This is a genomic window from Lentilactobacillus rapi DSM 19907 = JCM 15042 (genome assembly GCF_001436255.1).
Lineage (GTDB): Bacteria > Bacillota > Bacilli > Lactobacillales > Lactobacillaceae > Lentilactobacillus > Lentilactobacillus rapi.
Window position 1 is genome coordinate 1 of sequence record NZ_AZEI01000076.1, and the last position, 18,349, is coordinate 18,349.

Sequence of the window (18,349 nt, forward strand, 5' to 3'; positions counted from 1 at the left end):
TTCCTTTTTTGCAAAAGTATACCAAAACTCAATTTAGATCTCAAACAGTTTCTTAGTGACCGTGATTGCGGCCATTATGTTTATTAGAAGAGAACGCGTGGCAGAAGATCCTTTGATCCCCATGGAACTGTTTGATAACCGGACATTCGTGGTTCAAAATATCGTGGTCTTTTTAGTCAGTGGTTTCTTGATCGGATACGAAGTTTACCTGCCTGATTGGACGCAAGGGATTTTGGGCCTTCAAGCTTCAATGGCTGGTTTCGCCATCACCCCGAGTTCACTGATGTGGATTGTCGGTTCGTTTATTGCTGGCAAATTATTGGTCAAGACCACTCCATATTCAATTATCAATCTGAGCTTGTTCTTCATTTTAGTTGGCGGGATTATCATGGTGCTTATCCCAGCTTATACACCGTTTGTGGCTTTCTTATTGATATCAATGATTTGTGGAACGGGATTTGGGCTCACCGTGACGACGTCGATGATCAGCGTTCAAAATACAGTGAAGCCCACTGAAATTGGCGTTGCAACTTCATTTAACACCCTTGCCAGAACATTGGGGCAAACGCTGATGATTTCTATTTTTGGAATTGTGATGAATATGACAATGCTCCGAGGGGTTCGCCAAACCGAGGGCACCACACTGAAAATGATGGATAAGTTAATTAACCCAATGACGGCCAACCAACTGAGCAGTCATGTTTTGCCAAAATTGAGGACCATTCTCTATCATTCGTTGCACAATGTGTTTATCGTGGCGCTGATTTTGATAGTGATCGCTTTTGCGGTTAACTTTGCTGATCGCAAAAAGAAACAGCGGACCGACTAATCGATCCGCTGAATGGCCATCACAAAGGGTGGCCAGTGTTCTTGATTAATAAATTTATAAGTCAGGACGTTATATTGTTTTTGGTCGAGCTGACGACCAAACTCGAGGACGTCTTTTTTTTCTTTCTCACCGCCGGGGTGGCCATAGTAAATCACTAACACAACGATCCCGTTTCGGGCCAAGTGGCTCAGGCAACCTTGAATGGCCTGAATGGTCGTATCTGAATAGGTGACAATGGTTTTGTCGCCGCCCGGCAGATATCCGAGATTAAAGATTGCTCCGGCAATGGTTGTCTCGTATGGCAGGATCTCGTCAACCTTTGAGTGACTGATGTTGTACAAATAGACATTTTCCGTATCGACATGATTTTTGGTCAATAAATTACGCGTGTTCTTGATTGCTTCGGCCTGAATATTGAATCCATACAATGTGCCGGTTGGACCGACAAGATTTGCTAAAAATAATGTATCGTGGCCGTTGCCGACGGTGCAGTCCACAACCGTGTCACCCTGCGATAGTCGTTCGGCAAATAATTGATGACTAAATTCCAATGCTGACGGAATTTTTTTCATGATAGGCCTCCTCCAAATTTGTTGAAGACGAATTCGCTCATGTACAACAGGCAGAATCCAAGTGACCAACCACCGGCCACGTCGCTTGCAAAATGAACACCAACATAAATTCGACTTATTCCTATTAATATAATCATAACAATGAATAGGGTATTAAGCATTAATTTTTCCAAATTATTTTTTAATAATTGATTGGTAATGATGATTAAACTGCCAAAAATCATCATCGTGCTCATTGAATGCCCACTTGGAAAACTGCTTGAATGAACCGCAACAAGGTGGGTAAACTGCGGACGCGGGCGGTTAACTAATTCTTTAACGAAAGTATTGACCGGAATTGCCAACAGAGCAGTGTTGATGAGTAAAAAGAGACTGGCTTTATTTTTTCTGAGAATCAATAAGGCCAGGCAAGCGCCAGCAACGAATGTGATGAGCGGTATCAGATTGCCGATTTTGGTAAAATGGACAAAGAAGACTGTGAGTTCTGGGTTAGCCAATCCACGAATCCGGCTGCCAAAATAGTGGTCAAATTGCGTTATCCATGCTGACTGATGCCAAACACCAGCGGTAAAAGAAAAAAACAAAAGTAGTGAAAGGCCCCAAATTAGGTTACCGAGTTGTTTTGATCGTATTTTCATTAATTTCACTTCCAAACGAATGATTTAATTATAACATCTTGAGGCGGTTGTTTTTTAGACGCAGCTTTGGTATGATAATAGGCAATAATTTCAATTTAGTGAAAATGAAGAAACGAATTAGTAACTTTTAACTTGTCTTTAAGAAACCAGGTGGTCGCTGTGAATCTGGACCAAGTTAGGGTGAACTCATCGTTGAATGAACGGCTGAACGAAGTAGGCTGTCCCGGTTTATCGCCGTTATTGATTTTGAGTGCTCAGTAATTGAGAAGATAGGTGGTAACGCGATAAATCGTCCTATGAGAATCCCAGTGTGGTTTCTCGTAGGACTTTTTTCATTTTATTGAAAAATTTTGAAAGGTGGCAGTTGCACAATGGCATACAATCACGACGTAATCGAGCGTAAGTGGCAGCATTATTGGAATGAACACAAGACCTTCAAAGTAACTGAAGACAACACAAAAGATAAATATTATGTGATGGATATGTTCCCATATCCTTCTGGTCAAGGACTCCACGTTGGTCATCCTGAAGGTTACACGGCCACTGATATCATGGCACGGATGAAACGCATGCAAGGTAAAAACGTGCTTCACCCAATGGGCTGGGATGCTTTTGGATTACCCGCTGAACAGTACGCATTAAAGACAGGGCATAATCCACGTGATTTTACGGCTAAAAATATCAAGGTTTTCAAAAAGCAAATCAAATCGCTTGGCTTTTCATATGACTGGGACCGAGAAATTAATACCACCGATCCATCGTATTACAAATGGACCCAGTGGATCTTTGAGCAATTATATAAACATGGACTGGCCTATGAAGATAACATTGAAGTTAATTGGGCGCCCGATTTTATGGGTGGAACCGTTGTTGCCAACGAAGAAGTTGTTGATGGGAAAACTGAACGTGGTGGTTACCCAGTTTATCGGGTCCCAATGCGTCAATGGGTTTTGAGAATCACTGCTTACGCTGACCGGTTGATTGATGACTTGGATGACTTGGACTGGCCTGAAAGTATCAAGGAACAACAACGTAATTGGATTGGCCGTTCTCGCGGTGCCAGTGTATTCTTCAAGGTGAAGGGGCACGATGACGCTCAGATTGAAGTCTTTACCACGCGGCCAGATACGTTATTTGGGGCAACCTATATGGTATTGGCTCCAGAACACGAGCTGGTTGCCAAGATTACAACACCCGAGCAAAAAGCTGAAGTTGAAAAGTATCAGGATGAGGTTTCCCGAAAGTCTGATTTGGAGCGAACAGATCTAAATAAGGATAAGAGTGGGGTCTTCACCGGTGCTTATGGGATTAATCCAATTAACGGTAAAGAAGTGCCAATTTGGATTGGCGATTATGTTCTTGAATCATACGGAACTGGTGCAATTATGGCGGTTCCTGCTCACGATGACCGTGATTATGAGTTTGCCAAGAAATTTGACTTACCGATTATCCCGGTGATTGAGGGTGGCGACACTGATGAAGCAGCATTCACTGGAGATGGCCCTCACTTCAACTCCGGCTTTATGGATGGCATGGGTAAGGATGAAGCCATTAAGGCGGCAATTGATTGGTTAACTGATCACAAAGCCGGTCATGAAAAGGTTAATTACCGGCTGCGCGATTGGATCTTCAGTCGTCAACGTTACTGGGGCGAACCAATTCCAGTGATTCACTGGGAAGATGGCGAAACGACCTTGGTTCCAGAAGACGAGTTACCACTTAAATTGCCAAAAGCAAAAGATATTCAAACTTCAGGCGGCAAAGAAAGTCCGCTGGCTAATTTGACTGACTGGGTAAATGTCGTTGACAAAAATGGTCGTAAGGGTAAACGGGAAACGAACACAATGCCACAATGGGCGGGGAGCTCATGGTACTTTATTCGTTACGTTGATCCGCATAATGATCAGGTGATCGCCGATCCGGAGAAATTGAAGTACTGGTCACCAGTTGACTTATATGTCGGCGGTGCAGAACATGCCGTCCTTCATTTGCTATATGCAAGATTCTGGCATAAGTTCCTTTATGACATTGGGGTAGTCCCAACCAAAGAACCATTCCAGAAGTTGGTTAATCAAGGGATGATTTTGGGAACTAACCATGAAAAGATGTCCAAGTCCAAAGGTAATGTTATTAATCCTGATGACATTGTTGAAAAGTATGGTGCGGATACCTTGCGGGTCTATGAAATGTTTATGGGCCCAATCGACGCTGCTAAGCCTTGGAGCGAAGAAGGAATCAATGGTGCCCATCATTGGTTGGATCGTGTCTGGCGCCTCATGATTGACGATAACAATCATCTACGCGATCGGGTAACAACCATTAATGACGGCAAACTTGATAAAGTTTACAACCAAACGGTTAAAGTGGTTACCGATGATTTAGAACATATGCGATTTAACGTTGCCATTTCCCAAATGATGGTCTTTATCAATGATGCCTATAAAGCAGATGCCCTACCAATTGCTTATTTGGAAGGCTTCGTGAAGATGCTATCGCCAATTGCGCCGCATATCGCCGAAGAACTTTGGAGCCTCTTGGGTCACGATGAAACGATTACGTATGAGCAATGGCCAACCTTTGATCCAAAACAATTAGTTGAAGATACTGTTCAACTTGTTGTCCAAGTCAACGGTAAGGTCCGCGCACACTTGAAGGTTGCTCGTGATGAAGATAAGGCAAAGATTGAAGAATTAGCCAAAAAAGATGAACACGTTCAACGATATACTGATGGCAAAACCATTCGTAAAGTCGTGGTTATTCCTAACAAGATTGTTAATATTGTTGTTGGGTAATTAAATCAAAACTGTCAAAATCAAAAAACACAGAATCGACGACATTCCAAGCAGGGATGTATCGATTGCTGTGTTTTTTTGGTCCTATGACTTTTCGGATACTTCGATGGTTTACACGGTCCTTTTACTGATCCAATTCACTTGCAGATCCATCTTTATAATTCTTTGCCCATAAGAATTCAGTCAGGATTTTGTTAACTGCTAGATTGTTATTGTGCAACTCACTGTGTTGGGCTTTTGCGCCAAATGCTTGGAATGTTTGGTAGAAACTGACGTGGTCTCTTAGAATGTATCCAAGAGAAAGCGCGGAGGCATTTGTGACGACGCCATCCGAATTAGAACCATTCCCCAAGTTACCATAGATATTGAGAACTCTTGCCTGATGCGGAAAATTCTTTCGCAGGCGGTATAACATGCGATATTCTGGATGAATGATCTTAGGCTTCCCAGTTGGCAGGATTTTATTTTGATTAGGCATATCGTCCCATAGCTGCATTAATGGCCCACTTGTCGGTTGGTTAGATTTATGATTATTCATAATCCCGTCATACGGTCCAGCGATGACACAGATCTTGTTTACGCGGGGAAGGTCTTTTTGATTGCCATTCAATAGGTTATAGTAGATGACTGCATATGCACCCATTGAGTGACCAACAAAGTTTAGCTGATTAACATGATATTTTTTCTTTAATAATTTGGTTACTTTTTTCAGCCAGTGGGCGTACTGAACTTCACCAGCCCGGTTGTTATCCATACGGACCATGATAATTGGATTTCTCATCCATGGCTTAATGGTTCCCGTAACTGAAATTCGACCGTTCGAGCGCACCCTGATAATCATTCTCCTGGTTGCGGCCCCGCTGATTTCAGTGGAGGTGACAATTTCCTTTTCGGATCTCAGCGTTCCACTCCAACCATGAACGAAGAGGGTTGGAGTGTTGGAATTAATAAACCTTTTCGTCAGGGCGCGCTGATTTTCCTGGGTATGCCAGATTGAAAGGCTAAATCCTAAAATGATGATACCGCCAATTACAAAGTACAGTATTCGTAATTTTTTGGAACGCCGATCATAAAACATTAACTAACCGCCTTGTGTAAGGAATTTTTTACCTTTGATTTGATAAATGCATAGAAAAGAGACAGCGCAAACGAAATTATCAGCGCTAAAATTGTTTCTAAAATTGCACTTTGGTAACCAGCTTCATCGACAATATCAATGACTGCTTTGTGCAAATACATGATCCCCAAAGTCTGTTGACCGACTAATTGAATGGGTTTGATCACAAACTGTGGGAAGAACTTGCAGAAATAGTAGCTGGCACTGAATACAACCAAGCAAACAATGATTGGAATAAATGTAATATAAGAAATTCGTGAAATGGCAATGTGATGATAGGATGCGTGAATAATTTTGGATTTTAAGAAAAAAGCAAAATTGAAGCGATCCATGTGTTGCATCCAAAATGCCCAAAAGGTAAAGATTGTCGCAGGGATGATCACCCAGAAGTCCTTAACGAATTCTTGAATCTTGTGGAAGTATAAATAGCCAAATAGCATGAAGAACATTGCAATGAAGGCGACATCAAAATCCCATGGCAGATATTTGTAACTTAGGAAGTAAATGTGCTTGTAACTCGTAGAAACAATCAAAGAAATAAACGCCACGATGATTTGAGCTTCCCGATTCTTGACGTATGTAATGACAATCGATGTAAACAGGAGTGCCAACAAGTAGACATTGATGTACCAGAAAACACTCAGATAGTGATTAAGGGTTCTCCCACCGTACGCTAACCGGACAAAATAAAAGAGGGTATATGACCAACTTTCACCCCGGACGAAGTGGGAAACCATGATTAGCAGGCCCCCACAAATGAAGTAGGAGACTAACAGTGGGAAAATGCGCTTTTTGAAAAAGCCAATCCAATCATTATTCACAATTGGTTTTAAGAAAAAGCCTCCCATAATGAAGAAGATCGGCATGTGCCACCAATACAAGAAATGAAACATGGTGCCATGCCTCGTCATAGCGTGACCGAAGACGACGGCGACAATTCCGACGGCCTTAGCCACGTCAATCCATTCAATTCTTTTTTTACTCACAACAATTTCACCTCGTAAATTTCAAAAAAACACCATAAAAATATTTTAGTGCATTTTAGTCCCTTGTGACAACATTTTTTCAATTCCAACCAGTAATTCTCTTGATGCTTAAGTAATATTTAATATATCCTCTCGATATTGCTATTGCAAGGCATTTTGGCTAAACTGTAACGAGTAGATTTAAAGCTGATGAAAGTAGGAACAAAAATTGGGTAATCAAGATCGAAACCGCTCGGATATTTCCAGAGATAAAATGCTGTCCGGATCCGCTTGGATGACGGCTGGAAGCATTTTGAGTCGTTTCTTGGGGGCAGTGTACATTATTCCTTGGAGCATTTGGTTCGGGAATTATTTCTTACGCGGGAATGCGCTTTATGGACTTGGCTATAATATATATAGTTTCTTTCTAATTGTTGCCATCGCGGGGATTCCGTCTGCGATTGCCAAGCAAGTTGCCCATTACAATGCTTTAAATGAATATGGCGTCGGGGTCCGTTTATACAAACGCGGACTAGTGTTGGCCGTTTCGACCGGAGTTGTTTCAGCCGCTGTCCTTTATTTTGGCGCCCCGTTAATTGATGGTGGCAACCCAAATGTGATTCCTGTTTTGCATTCGTTGGCTTGGGCAATTTTGATTATTCCAACAATGAGTTTAACCAGGGGGTATTTTCAGGGTTATCAACAGATGGCGCCCTCAGCAATTTCTCAATTCGTTGAGCAGTTGGTTCGGGTAATCTATATGCTGGTAACGGCTTTCCTGATCATGCAGGTCTTTCACGGCGATTGGGTGAAGGCCGTCTCACAGTCCACGTTTGCGGCGTTTGTGGGAGCTGTTGCTGGGATGCTCACCTTAGCCTGGTATTATCTAAGGCGTCGAGAAGATTTTCGTTCATTGATCGCTCATAGTAACAATCAACTGAAGGTGGAGCCTAAAGCGCTGTATCAAGAAATTATTGTTCAAGCAGTCCCGTTCATTATCTTAGGGGCCGGCATTACAATTTTTATGTTGATCGATCAGTTCACCTTTTTCAAAGTGATGAAGCTGGCAACCAATTATTCCAATAACATGCTTTCAGATTTATATGCATTATTTGCGGTTAATGCCAACAAGCTGATTATGATCACAATCTCTTTGTCATCTGCTTTGGCGATTACAGCGGTTCCTTTGCTGTCAATTGCGCTCACAAATGGGGATCGGCGGGAAATTTCCAGGCAGAACTCAAATGTGTTAACCCTCTTCTTATTCGTGATGATTCCCGCTGCATTAGGGATGTGTGCCATTTCTGGACCGCTTAACCGATTATTTTACGGTCAAGCTCAGCAAGCCCTCGGCGCAAATCTATTGACGTTCTCATCGATTATCTCCATTCCAATGGGGTTATTTGTTGTAACTTCTGCCATGATGCAGGGGTTATCACAAAATAAGCGGGCAGTTAAATTCTTCGCCATTGGTACAATTGTGAAGCTCATATTTCAGTGGCCGTGTATTTATTATTTAGGTTCATTTGGTCCACTGATTTCAACTGGACTTGGCTTAGGCGTCGCAAACTGGTTAATCATTCGCTCATTGAATCGACAATTTGGGTTCGACCGGCGAATGCTCGATATTGGATTTCGAAAAATCGCAAAATATTCATTGTTCATGTATGCTGCATCGCTTATGACGGTGTATGCCGCTAATTTTTTACTTAAATTCGTCGCGGATCCATTTGACCGAATCCCGAGTCTGATCGTGACGATACTAGCTGTTGCCGTAGGTGGTTATATTTACATCTATTTGGCCCTTAAGAGCCGAGTGGCAGATATGATTTTGGGAGCACGAACCGAAAAATTAAGAAAATTATTGAGAATTCCGTAAAATATAGTGGGATAAAAGCTGTGATAAACGGCTGCTCCCGGCCATTTAAGGGAGTGGTCCAAATATCCAATTTCAGGACATTCGGATCACTCCCTGATGTTCTGAAAGCTAACCGGTGATTGTTCCACGCGCTTGATTTTTAAACATGAATTCTGGTAGTGCTTCGCTGATTTGATGTGGCAAGACCACGTATTGTTTTCTTGCCAGTTCATCAGCAATCGCACTGTGGGTATACACCGCCGCCAAAACGGCTTGGTCTTTATTTTCAAACTGAGCAGTAAAGCCGCCAATGAGCCCAGCTAATGTATCTCCCATGCCACCAGTTGCTTGAGCAGGGGTTCCACCCGTGTTTTCATAAACTTGATCATTTACGCAAACTTGCGTGCGATGGGATTTAACAACCACAATTGCATTAAGTTTTTTAGCGGCAGCCAGGTTCGCAGCAGCTGTTTGGTCAGCAATTTTAATCCCAGAGACCCGTTGCCATTCCATTTGGTGGGGAGTCAGCACGTTTAGCGATTCCTTTGGCAGCGACAACTTGTTACTGGCAATTAATGTCAGGGCTGAGCCATCAATGACGAATACCTGGCCAGTTTTGGCTAGCGCAAAAGTTTTTTTCAAAAGGGCTAGTGCCTGATCGCTTGTTCCAAGTCCTGGACCAATCACAACGACGTTTGCGGCGGAAATGATCGGTGCAGCTTTTTCGAATTCGTTATCATCAACAAACATCGCTTCAGGCAACCAGTCGTGAAGGCTTGATTGATTGGTGGGATTGGTAACGGTGGTCACTAACCCAGCTCCGCTATAAACTGCGGCTAGTGAGGCCATGATGATTGCGCCGCCAAAGTTTTGACTGCCGCCAATCAGGACGATTTTTCCATAGGTACCCTTGAAACTGTTGGCAGGCCGGTTTCTGATAACTTTCGGTAAAATTGTTTTTGTTATTTTTTCCATGACAATCATTCTCCCAGTTGTTTAGTTTAACTATCTTCAGTATACCATTGGACTTATTGAACAATGGTAACGGCCAAGCCTTTCTGTGATAAAATACAGTTATGACAGGAGTGAGAAATTAATGACAATCGACTGGAAACAACAATCACAAGATTATCGAACCGATTATTTAAATGATTTAAAAGAATTAATCGGCATTGAAAGTGTTCGAGATGACGAGCACGCAACCGACGAATATCCACTGGGTGAAGGACCAACTAAGGCCATGCTGAAGTTTCTTTCATTTGGTGAACGCGATGGGTTCGTGACGAAAAATATTGATAATATCGTTGGCTATATCGAATATGGCTCTGGTGACCAAACGATGGCCATGCAGGCCCATGCTGACGTGATGCCCGCAGGTGATGGGTGGCAAACCAATCCGTTTGAAATGACGGAAAAAGACGGGAACGTTTATGGTCGGGGAACTTCCGACGATAAAGGTCCCGCCTTGGCAGCGTATTATGGGCTTAAAATGTTGAAAGATAACGGAATTACCCCGAAGATGAAAATCCGTTTGATTGTCGGCACCGATGAAGAGAGTCATTGGACTGGGATGAAACACTATTTTGAAGTGGAGCCTGAGCCAACATTTGGTTTTTCACCCGATGCGGAATTTCCATTAATTAACGGTGAAAAAGGTAATTCCACCTACGTGACAACGTTTGGAAACGCAAATGGCGAAGAAATCACCTTGAAAGACTTTACTTCCGGCTTACGGCCAAACATGGTTCCGGGAAATGCGACTGCGCTAGTTGAAACTGGTGACAACGAGGGAATGGTTGATGCCTTCACTAAATTCTTGGATACCAACTCCTTGTCTGGGGATATTAAGGCAACCAACGAGGGAATTGCGATCCATTTAATTGGCAAGGCTGCTCATGCAATGGAACCTAAAAATGGAATTAATGCCGGCACTTATTTAGCCAAATTTCTCCAACAATTCGCTTTTGAAGGCGATGCCAAACATTTTATTGATTTTCTTGCCAGTGACTTACATGACGATTCCCGGGCAACCAAGATTGGCGCCAATCATGTTGATGATGTGATGGGTGAAGTAACGATGAATGTCGGCATCATGAGATTCAATGCTCATGATGGTGGCTCGATCAATACGAATTTTAGGTATCCTAAGGGAACATCTGACAAAGAAATTTTGACTCAGCTTGAGGCTGCCGCTCGAAAACATCATGGTCAAGTTTCAGAAACTGATAATATGGTGCCTCATTATGTTGATCCTGATGATCCAATTGTTAAGACACTGATGAACGTGTATGAAGAGCAGTCTGGTGATCATGATGCCAAGCCTGAAGTGGTTGGCGGCGGCACGTATGCCCGGCTGATGAAGCGTGGCGTTGCATTTGGCGCATTATTCCCAGGTACTCAGGACACGATGCATCAGGCAAATGAATTTCAGCCGATTAATGATCTACTGAAAGCAATGGCGATTTATGGTCAGTCTATTTATGAATTGACGGCCAAATAAACGAGGTGGCGACATGCTCGAATTTAACTATACAAATATCCTGGTTGGCGTTGACGGGTCGAAGACGGCTGCCAAGGCGGTCAATAAAGCCATCACCATCGCAGAGCATAATGGTGCTAAGCTGACAATTGCAGCGGTCATTAACGATCGCGACATTATCGGTGTCTCCAAATCGGCCTTGCTTGGCTTTGGAAGTATTAATCCTGGCGCGGTTGACGAACTAAAAGAACGTTATACGCGATTGGTGGCCAAATATGCTGGTCGCGCTAAAGAGCACGGGATTGATGTGAAAACGGTTGTGACGTCTGGGGACCCCAAAACTGTCCTTGCTCGTGACATCGTTGCAGATGAAAAGATTGATGCAATTGTCATTGGAGCGACTGGAGCCAATTTTGTTGGCCGAGTGACAATGGGCTCGACGGCGGCATTTGTGATTGCTCAAGCACCATGTGATGTGTTTGTTGTTCATCGAGATCCCAAATAAATTGAAACTTATTTTTCTCAATAGAAGAAACTGGAATAGTAGGCAATCTTTTAATTCCAGTGCTAATGAAAACAGACTGGGGCAATAGGCGTTTTGAGCCCAGAATTTAACGAAGAGAACCAATTATTCCTGATTTTGGAATAATTGGTCCTTTTCGTTAAATGGCCGGGATCAGCCGTTTGGCGCAGCTTTTACCCAAGTGGCTAGGGCGATCTAAGTGAATGATCATCGATTGAAAAGTAATATATGCCCCGGCCTCCTTCTTCGTCAAAGAGTTGGGATCAGATGATGCCTCAACTTCTCGTTATTGTGAGTTGAATGAGTAATATTCAAAATAATAGCGGTTTGGTATTGCATGATGGTTGGAGATAAGTTTATACTTCTTGGGTATAGTTTTAGTAATCTTGATTGATGGGGAAATACATATGATCGATGTTTTATTTAACGAAAGTTTCTCAAATTCACTTAAACATTTTTATCAACAACACCATATCGATAACGAGATCATCACCTTGCCGGTCTATCTTAATTTGGGAGATATCACCGAAGGAAATTTTATTGAAAATCGGCGCACGCTGTTTAAAATTCAAAGCACGCATACGCGATTTTCAACCACTTCTGAGAGGATTCGCCGATTAGTGGCGGCCTTGGATCGGCTGTTTGAGGTGGTTAACCAAGGCCTCACAATTCGTATTTGGTGGAGTGATTTAAGTGATGATGCCTGTGGTTTCTTTTGGCTTTGTGAGGCATTACTAAATAAGAATGCTCAGATAACAGAAATCCATGTGCCGCTTTCATTCGTAAAAGGAGAAGTTTTGGTGACCCTTGGAAGCTTGGGGGAACTTCTTAACGAAGATCTTGAACAGCTTCAACTGACTCAGTATGAGCGGCCATTAACCCGAAATCGGCAAAAAGTTTCCAGTTATGTCTGGCATGATTTACGATCGGATAACACGCCCGTTCGAGTCAATATTAATGGTCAACTTGTCAGTCAGCCAATTACCTTCTACGATCAGTTTTTGCTCAGCCAAGTGAGTCCTAAACGATTTAGAAACGTGATTCGAGTGATTGGTGAGACCCTTGGGCGCTTTCCGGTTGGTGCCCCTGACTGGTGGTATCGCCATCGGGTTGATTACCTCGTTTCCAAAGGCGTCTTAGATTATCAAAAGACCGATCCGCAGATCAATCACTTGGATCCAGGTAGCGTGAAGCTAAATCAGAAAATGATATGATCATCAATCAATCGAAAAGAGTGGAAAGAAAAAGGCTATGATAGCCATTTTCCGTTCCACTCTTTTTGACTTTTCTGATTCAATTGGAGCTTGATTTCAGTGAGGCCTTTAATTTGTTTGTGAGGTGGATGATATTAGCCGGCAATTCTTAAGAAGTTTCCTCTTGAGGTTTACGAATTTTAGCCAATGCATCATCGATCTGGCCTAAAACAATATCAACGTTCTTTGAGTCGCTTAAATCATATTTTTGAAGATCAATTTTGATTTTGGGACTAACATCGTATTCTTGATACCACTTTTTGTAGGCTGCCCACATTTTGAAGTAATATTCCTGGAGTTCTGGATTGTCATCAAACTGTTCGTATTCGCGACCGCGTTTCTTGATTCGATACTTGATGGTGTCGAAGTCGCTGTCTGCATATACAAGCAAATCTGGGGCTTTCTTTGGCAACTGGTCAAGTTCGTTCATCATGTTGTCTAATAACTTCAAATAAACCGCTAACTCGGTATCGGTAATGTTGCCTTCAGCGTTGTTTTCTCTGGTAAAGAGGGCATCTTCATAAATTGATCGGTCAAGGACATTATTGTCGTTGCTCAGTGCCTGTTTGATCATTGAAAAGCGTTTGTTTAAGAAATAAATTTGTAGCAAAAAACCGTATTGTTTTTGATTTGAATAGTAAAGCGGTAGTACCGGATTGTCGCCAACCGGTTCAAAAAAAGCCTTTGTTCCTAAATGCTCCGCAATTTTTGCCGTTAACGTTGTTTTTCCGACACCGATCATTCCTGCTGTGATTATCACCATGGTAGCCCCTCTTTTAATAAAATTACAAGATATAGTGTATCACAAAACATGAAAACACAATATACATATTTTTGGCAAAAGTCAGGCGAAATTTTCAGGGAGCAGTAGATTAAGTAGTACAATATAGGTATCGAGTTAAATGGAGGGAATTCAATGTATAAAGCGGTTGTTTTTTTTGATCTAGATGGCACATTATTTGATAATCAAAAGAATGTTTCTGACGAAAACATCGCAGCAATTAATCAGTTACGAGAGAACAATATTCTGCCTGTCATTTCAACTGGCCGAAATATTTTTGAAATTCAATATGTGATTGACGCTACCGGCATCAATTCATTAGTCAGTGCAAATGGTAGTTATGTTCAGTATGAAGGTAAAAAGCTGAAAGCTGAGCAAATTAGTGATGAAGTAATTGAAGAAATTTTAGCATTTGCCAAAAAGCAGGGCGATGTGATTTCATTTTATAACAATGAGGAATTTGCTCTGACCGCTGAAAATGACTTAACTAAAGTCAACTATCGGCTGTTAAGACTGACACCGCACGTCGAGCCAGACTTTTACAAGACCCATGAAGTCAATTTCTTGAATGTCTTTAATTATGATAAGGATAAACTCTACCAGGATGAATTCAAAGGCGAATTGTCATTGGTTAGAAATAACCCCCGTTGTTTGGATACGATGAAGTGGGGGGTATCGAAGCAAACCGGCATTCAAGCACTATTGAAGAAAGCTCAATTAGGGGATATTCCGTCCTATGCTTTCGGAGATCAACTGAATGATCTACAAATGTTTGCTGAAGTAGATTATCCAGTCGCAATGGGAAATGGTCACCCAGATGTGAAAGCCAAGGCATCCTTCGTCACTACTTCCAATGTGAATGGCGGAATTGTGAATGGGCTAAAGCATTACGGGCTAATCAAATAACTTACGACATGCAATCATTTAAGGGCAACATTTAAGGGCTTCACCCTGAAATCCTCGTTTTGGATTTTGGGATGAAGCCCTTAAATTATGGGATCAAAACATCAATTGTCCCAGTCTTCTAAATGGATTTAAATTAGTCCATCTGTTCTTTGATATTAGCCAAGGTCATTTCGCTGGTATCAGTGAAGTTAACATCTGCATCTTTCAAAATTGTTTTGTCACCAATTCCAATGGAAGTTTCCCCAGCGGCATTAATTGATTCAACCCCAGCGGCAGCGTCTTCGACTCCAATGCATTGTTCTGGTTTCAAATTGATTAGTTCTGCGCCTTTGAGGTAAATTTCAGGATCTGGTTTGCCTTTACTCAAAGTTTTTGGATCCACAATCTTTGGAAAATAATTAGTCAATTGCAACTTCTCCAAAACAGTTGGCGCATTTTTTGAAGCAGAAGCTAATGATAATAAGTAACCGCCATCTTTAATTTCATCAAGGAATTCTTTAATTCCCGGAAGAATATTAGCTGGGGTCATTTTATCAACCAACTTCAAATAGTTGGTGTTTTTTTCAGTTGCCAAGTCAACCTTTTGATCGTCTGTATAGTGATCTTGTAGATTGCCTGCCTTTAAAATCATCTCAAGAGAATCCATTCGACTGATGCCTTTTAAGCCATCTTCAAGTTCTTTGGACCATGGGGCACCCACCTTGTCAGCAACTTGATGCCAAGCTTGGCTGTGGAAAACTGACGTATCCGTAATTACACCGTCAAGATCGAAAACAAAACCTTTAATATCTGAAAATTTTGCCATTATCATTCACTCCTCATTTTATTTGTAAGTAATAACAGTTGGCTTGTTCTTGGATAATGAATAACCCTTGTCACCAACCTTGATGTGACTGCTCGAATCGGCAGTCACATTGATTTTATGATGACCGATTTCAAAATTGTACGTGATACCTTGATACGTTTGTTTAAATGAAAGCTTATTCCAAGTGGTTGGAAGATGAGGGTTAATGGATACTTCGTCGGTGTCAAACCGAACCCCTCCGTAACACTTGGTTTCAATTTCAAGCGTGGCACCCATGACGCCAAGGTGAATACCTTCAGCAGTGGTCCCACCTTGAATATCATAGTAATCGGAGAACAGGGCGGTTGAGAACAATTGCCAGGATTGATCCATATTGCCATCCATTTCATCAAGAACTGAATAAACAATGCGTGAAAGGGTGGATCCATGAGTCGTTCGATCAAGATAGAATCTCAAATTGGTGGTGAAGTAGTTGGCGGGCAACTTGTAACCCAGCCGGGTAATGACGTTTTGGACTTCATCAAATGGTAATTCGTAATAAGCCATCAAAGTATCGGCTTGTTTGGCAACTTGATAGGAATCAGGTGACTTACCTTCACCCTTTAACAATCGGTCAATTCGCGATATATCACCATACTTCTTCCGATAAGCATCGAAGTTGAGCTTTGAAAGGTTGAAGTAACCAGAGAATTGACCAATGATGCCTTCTTCGTTGATATCGAGACGAAGTTTGTGAGCAATATCACTCATTTGATCAAGTAAACTGTTGTCTGTTTGGGCTTTTTCATTGGCAGATTTGATTATCTTAGGATCTTCATGACTCATCAGCTCTGCGACTTTATCGAATAACCAAGAAACCATAATATTGGTATAAGCATTATTAGTGAGACCATGATCGTCAGAGTTTGGATATTCTTCGTGGAATTCATCTGGTCCCATGACGTGATGAATATCATACCGATCATCTTTTTTATCGTAGCTGGCCATGCTGACCCAGAACTTACAAATTGACAATAACATTTCTAATCCGTAGTTCTTCATAAATTCAGTGTCACCAGTCAGATGAACATAGTTAATGACATCGTAAGCAACCGACAACGAAACGTGGCGCTGCAAGCGACTGTTATCCGGATCCCATTCACCGCTAACCGGGTTCAAGTGAACAAATTGTGATTGTTCATCCCCATACATCCCTGACTGCCAAGGATACATTGCTCCTTGCTTGTCTTCTGAGGCGGCGTATTTGCGCGCTTCGCCGATACGATTATAGCGATATAACAAGCACTGCTTAGCAATTGCAGGGTAATGAATGGCATAAAATGGTAAATCAAAGGTGACATCCCAGAAAATGTGTCCTCGATAAGCTTCACCGTGCAAGCCACGAGCGCCAACTGAGGAATCTAATTGACCAGAAGCCAGGGCGGCACTTGTCACAAGCATATGGTAGATGTTAACCCGCGTCAGTTTTTGGCTGGTCATATCATTATCAATTTGGATATCTGAATTCTGCCAGACGTTGCTCCAGAATTTTTGACTATCAGCGAGGGTGTCATCGAACGAAGAAGCGTTCAATTCTTTTTGGGCAGGTTGTTCCAAGTTGGCATCCTGCGCTTGGCTGGTAAATACCGTGACACACTTTTCAAATACGTACTGTTTCTCAGGCTCTACTTTGATGTCCAATTTTTGCTGGATTTGTTTGTCTTCAGTTTCAGCTGAAATTAACTTGGTGGTATCGACATCTTTGCTAGAAAGCTTGGAATTAATGACAAAGTTAACGTGGGACGTCTTGGTTTGACCGGTTAACGAGATCTGGTTATCGTGGGCAGCCATGCCAATGACATCGATATGGCGTTGATCGAAATCTTGATAGCGCTCAACATTGCCATTAATAACGGTACCGTCAATTTTTGAATAAAGTTGAATGCTACCAGAAAAGTTGATTGGTTTTAATTCATACTTGATGGAATAACGATGCCAATTGGTCATATTGGCAACTTTGGTAGCCCGAACTTGCAAAATGTGGCCGGTTGATAATTGAATATGCAAGGTGGTTGTTAAAACCCCGGTCCGCAAATCCAAACTTCGATAAATATCTTGGATATCTTCTTTTTTAATTTCAAACGGTTGTTGATGATCCACCCCAAAACTAATGTATTGAGCATTGGGTAGGTTTACTAGATCTTCGTTGACAACATCTCGACCGTTAATTTTGGTTGTGAGTTGGTTGTAAACGCCAGCAACGTACATCCCAGGATAATTATCCTTGTTGGCGTTCGCTTCGACATACGCACCCCGTAGACCAAAGTAGCCATTACCGATTGTCAGCATCGCTTCTTGCCCGTAGTTACGTTTGCCGCTGTACTCACCATAATAATCAAGGTGCCACTTCAAATATTCCTGTTTTTCCGCCACGGCTTTTTCCAAACCAACATCTTGAACCTTATGAAGGTTAACGACCGGAATATTCATCATGTTGGCAATGGCCAAGCCAATATCGATCTTTTGGTGATTAATACCGATGATCGTGTCTGAGAATTCATAGTTCAATGAATTCTCAATAATTGCTGCATCAATTGGCAACCCAGTGAGGGCAGCCTTAATGTTCTCAAGATTATCGCCAATTGAAAATTTGGGGTTGTAGGTGATCATAAACTTCCTAAAAGGGGGCTTATTGGAATTCTCCGAATAATTGATTTCCATGACCCCATCACGAGCCCTTATCGCAAACGTTCTCATAACAAAACCTCTTCTCAAGTATTTCCATTTGTGAAAATCATCTATAAGTTAATTCTAGTTCAAATATCCGTCAATCGCAATTAATTGGGGGTTTG

Annotated in this window: 14 protein-coding genes, 1 pseudogene and 1 other annotated feature; of the genes and pseudogenes, 7 read left to right on the forward strand and 8 right to left on the reverse strand. The window is 42.0% G+C overall.

Translation table 11 applies throughout. The annotated features are described in order from the left end of the window. Positions 1-49: 49 nt before the first annotated feature. Positions 50-829 (forward strand): annotated as a pseudogene (locus tag FD12_RS08135) (MFS transporter); the annotation flags it as partial. On the opposite strand, the gene mnmM reads toward FD12_RS08135, so the two are convergent. Then, entirely contained in the window at positions 826-1,401 is a 576-nt protein-coding gene (gene mnmM / locus FD12_RS08140) for a tRNA 5-(aminomethyl)-2-thiouridylate-methyltransferase MnmM (protein ID WP_056982559.1), read from the reverse strand. The pseudogene FD12_RS08135 and the gene mnmM overlap by 4 nt on opposite strands. Then, positions 1,398-2,039, reverse strand: a complete 642-nt coding sequence (locus tag FD12_RS08145) for a phosphatase PAP2 family protein (RefSeq protein WP_054746712.1) — start codon at positions 2,037-2,039, stop codon at positions 1,398-1,400. The genes mnmM and FD12_RS08145 overlap by 4 nt, the downstream gene beginning before the upstream one ends. 98 nt (positions 2,040-2,137) lie before the next feature. Beyond that, positions 2,138-2,339 (forward strand) — a binding site (T-box leader). A gap of 71 nt (positions 2,340-2,410) precedes the next feature. Between FD12_RS08145 and leuS the strand changes: the two genes are divergently transcribed. Further along, the gene (gene leuS, locus FD12_RS08150; protein WP_054746711.1) at positions 2,411-4,831 is read left to right on the forward strand and encodes a leucine--tRNA ligase; all 2,421 of its coding nucleotides are present in this window, start codon (positions 2,411-2,413) and stop codon (positions 4,829-4,831) included. 124 nt (positions 4,832-4,955) lie between these two features. Here leuS and FD12_RS08155 read toward each other — a convergent pair whose 3' ends face one another. Together FD12_RS08155 and FD12_RS08160 are read right to left on the reverse strand one after the other, a co-directional pair. After that, positions 4,956-5,909, reverse strand: a complete 954-nt coding sequence (locus FD12_RS08155; RefSeq protein ID WP_056982561.1) for an alpha/beta hydrolase — start codon at positions 5,907-5,909, stop codon at positions 4,956-4,958. Continuing rightward, complete coding sequence (locus FD12_RS08160) at positions 5,909-6,934, reverse strand: acyltransferase family protein (protein WP_054746710.1); 1,026 nt, start codon at positions 6,932-6,934, stop codon at positions 5,909-5,911. Before FD12_RS08160 ends, FD12_RS08155 begins: the two co-directional genes overlap by 1 nt. Before the next feature lie 253 nt (positions 6,935-7,187). Between FD12_RS08160 and FD12_RS08165 the strand changes: the two genes are divergently transcribed. Further along, positions 7,188-8,792 carry a putative polysaccharide biosynthesis protein gene (locus FD12_RS08165; protein ID WP_371862806.1) on the forward strand — a complete coding sequence of 535 codons (1,605 nt, stop codon included), beginning with the start codon at positions 7,188-7,190 and terminating at the stop codon, positions 8,790-8,792. Between the two features lie 108 nt (positions 8,793-8,900). Here the strand turns inward: FD12_RS08165 and FD12_RS08170 are convergent, their stop codons facing one another. Beyond that, positions 8,901-9,746, reverse strand: a complete 846-nt coding sequence (locus tag FD12_RS08170; protein WP_082622223.1) for an NAD(P)H-hydrate dehydratase — start codon at positions 9,744-9,746, stop codon at positions 8,901-8,903. A 121-nt stretch (positions 9,747-9,867) separates the two neighbouring features. On the opposite strand from FD12_RS08170, the gene pepV reads away from it, so the two are divergent. From pepV to FD12_RS08185, 3 genes are all read left to right on the forward strand, one after another. Beyond that, positions 9,868-11,271 carry a dipeptidase PepV gene (pepV, locus tag FD12_RS08175; RefSeq protein ID WP_056982568.1) on the forward strand — a complete coding sequence of 468 codons (1,404 nt, stop codon included), beginning with the start codon at positions 9,868-9,870 and terminating at the stop codon, positions 11,269-11,271. Positions 11,272-11,284: 13 nt separating this feature from the next. Further along, positions 11,285-11,755 (forward strand): universal stress protein, encoded by a 471-nt coding sequence (locus FD12_RS08180; RefSeq protein WP_054746709.1) that lies wholly within the window; start codon positions 11,285-11,287, stop codon positions 11,753-11,755. A gap of 425 nt (positions 11,756-12,180) precedes the next feature. Continuing rightward, positions 12,181-12,987: a DUF3658 domain-containing protein gene (locus tag FD12_RS08185; RefSeq protein WP_082622224.1), complete on the forward strand. Its 807-nt coding sequence runs from the start codon at positions 12,181-12,183 to the stop codon at positions 12,985-12,987. Positions 12,988-13,135: 148 nt separating this feature from the next. Here FD12_RS08185 and FD12_RS08190 read toward each other — a convergent pair whose 3' ends face one another. Beyond that, on the reverse strand, positions 13,136-13,789 hold the full coding sequence (locus FD12_RS08190) for a deoxynucleoside kinase (protein WP_056982570.1): 654 nt from the start codon (positions 13,787-13,789) through the stop codon (positions 13,136-13,138). A gap of 153 nt (positions 13,790-13,942) precedes the next feature. Between FD12_RS08190 and FD12_RS08195 the strand changes: the two genes are divergently transcribed. After that, a complete protein-coding gene (locus FD12_RS08195; RefSeq protein ID WP_056982572.1) occupies positions 13,943-14,713 on the forward strand; it encodes a Cof-type HAD-IIB family hydrolase in 771 nt (256 codons plus the stop codon). A gap of 133 nt (positions 14,714-14,846) precedes the next feature. Here the strand turns inward: FD12_RS08195 and pgmB are convergent, their stop codons facing one another. Together pgmB and FD12_RS08205 are read right to left on the reverse strand one after the other, a co-directional pair. Then, positions 14,847-15,518, reverse strand: coding sequence for a beta-phosphoglucomutase (gene pgmB / locus FD12_RS08200; RefSeq protein WP_056982574.1), 672 nt, complete (start codon positions 15,516-15,518; stop codon positions 14,847-14,849). Between the two features lie 18 nt (positions 15,519-15,536). Continuing rightward, complete coding sequence (locus FD12_RS08205) at positions 15,537-18,254, reverse strand: glycoside hydrolase family 65 protein (protein WP_056982576.1); 2,718 nt, start codon at positions 18,252-18,254, stop codon at positions 15,537-15,539. Positions 18,255-18,349: the final 95 nt, after the last annotated feature.

Bases quoted from the DNA above. Each gene is read 5' to 3' on its own strand.
- FD12_RS08185 (WP_082622224.1), top strand. From the start codon at position 12,181: ATGATCGATGTTTTATTTAACGAAAGTTTCTCAAATTCACTTAAACAT.
- FD12_RS08180 (WP_054746709.1), top strand. From the start codon at position 11,285: ATGCTCGAATTTAACTATACAAATATCCTGGTTGGCGTTGACGGGTCG.
- mnmM (WP_056982559.1), bottom strand. From the start codon at position 1,401: ATGAAAAAAATTCCGTCAGCATTGGAATTTAGTCATCAATTATTTGCC.
- FD12_RS08155 (WP_056982561.1), bottom strand. From the start codon at position 5,909: ATGTTTTATGATCGGCGTTCCAAAAAATTACGAATACTGTACTTTGTA.
- pgmB (WP_056982574.1), bottom strand. From the start codon at position 15,518: ATGGCAAAATTTTCAGATATTAAAGGTTTTGTTTTCGATCTTGACGGT.
- leuS (WP_054746711.1), top strand. From the start codon at position 2,411: ATGGCATACAATCACGACGTAATCGAGCGTAAGTGGCAGCATTATTGG.
- FD12_RS08195 (WP_056982572.1), top strand. From the start codon at position 13,943: ATGTATAAAGCGGTTGTTTTTTTTGATCTAGATGGCACATTATTTGAT.
- FD12_RS08170 (WP_082622223.1), bottom strand. From the start codon at position 9,746: ATGGAAAAAATAACAAAAACAATTTTACCGAAAGTTATCAGAAACCGG.
- FD12_RS08205 (WP_056982576.1), bottom strand. From the start codon at position 18,254: ATGAGAACGTTTGCGATAAGGGCTCGTGATGGGGTCATGGAAATCAAT.
- FD12_RS08190 (WP_056982570.1), bottom strand. From the start codon at position 13,789: ATGGTGATAATCACAGCAGGAATGATCGGTGTCGGAAAAACAACGTTA.
- FD12_RS08145 (WP_054746712.1), bottom strand. From the start codon at position 2,039: ATGAAAATACGATCAAAACAACTCGGTAACCTAATTTGGGGCCTTTCA.
- pepV (WP_056982568.1), top strand. From the start codon at position 9,868: ATGACAATCGACTGGAAACAACAATCACAAGATTATCGAACCGATTAT.
- FD12_RS08165 (WP_371862806.1), top strand. From the start codon at position 7,188: ATGCTGTCCGGATCCGCTTGGATGACGGCTGGAAGCATTTTGAGTCGT.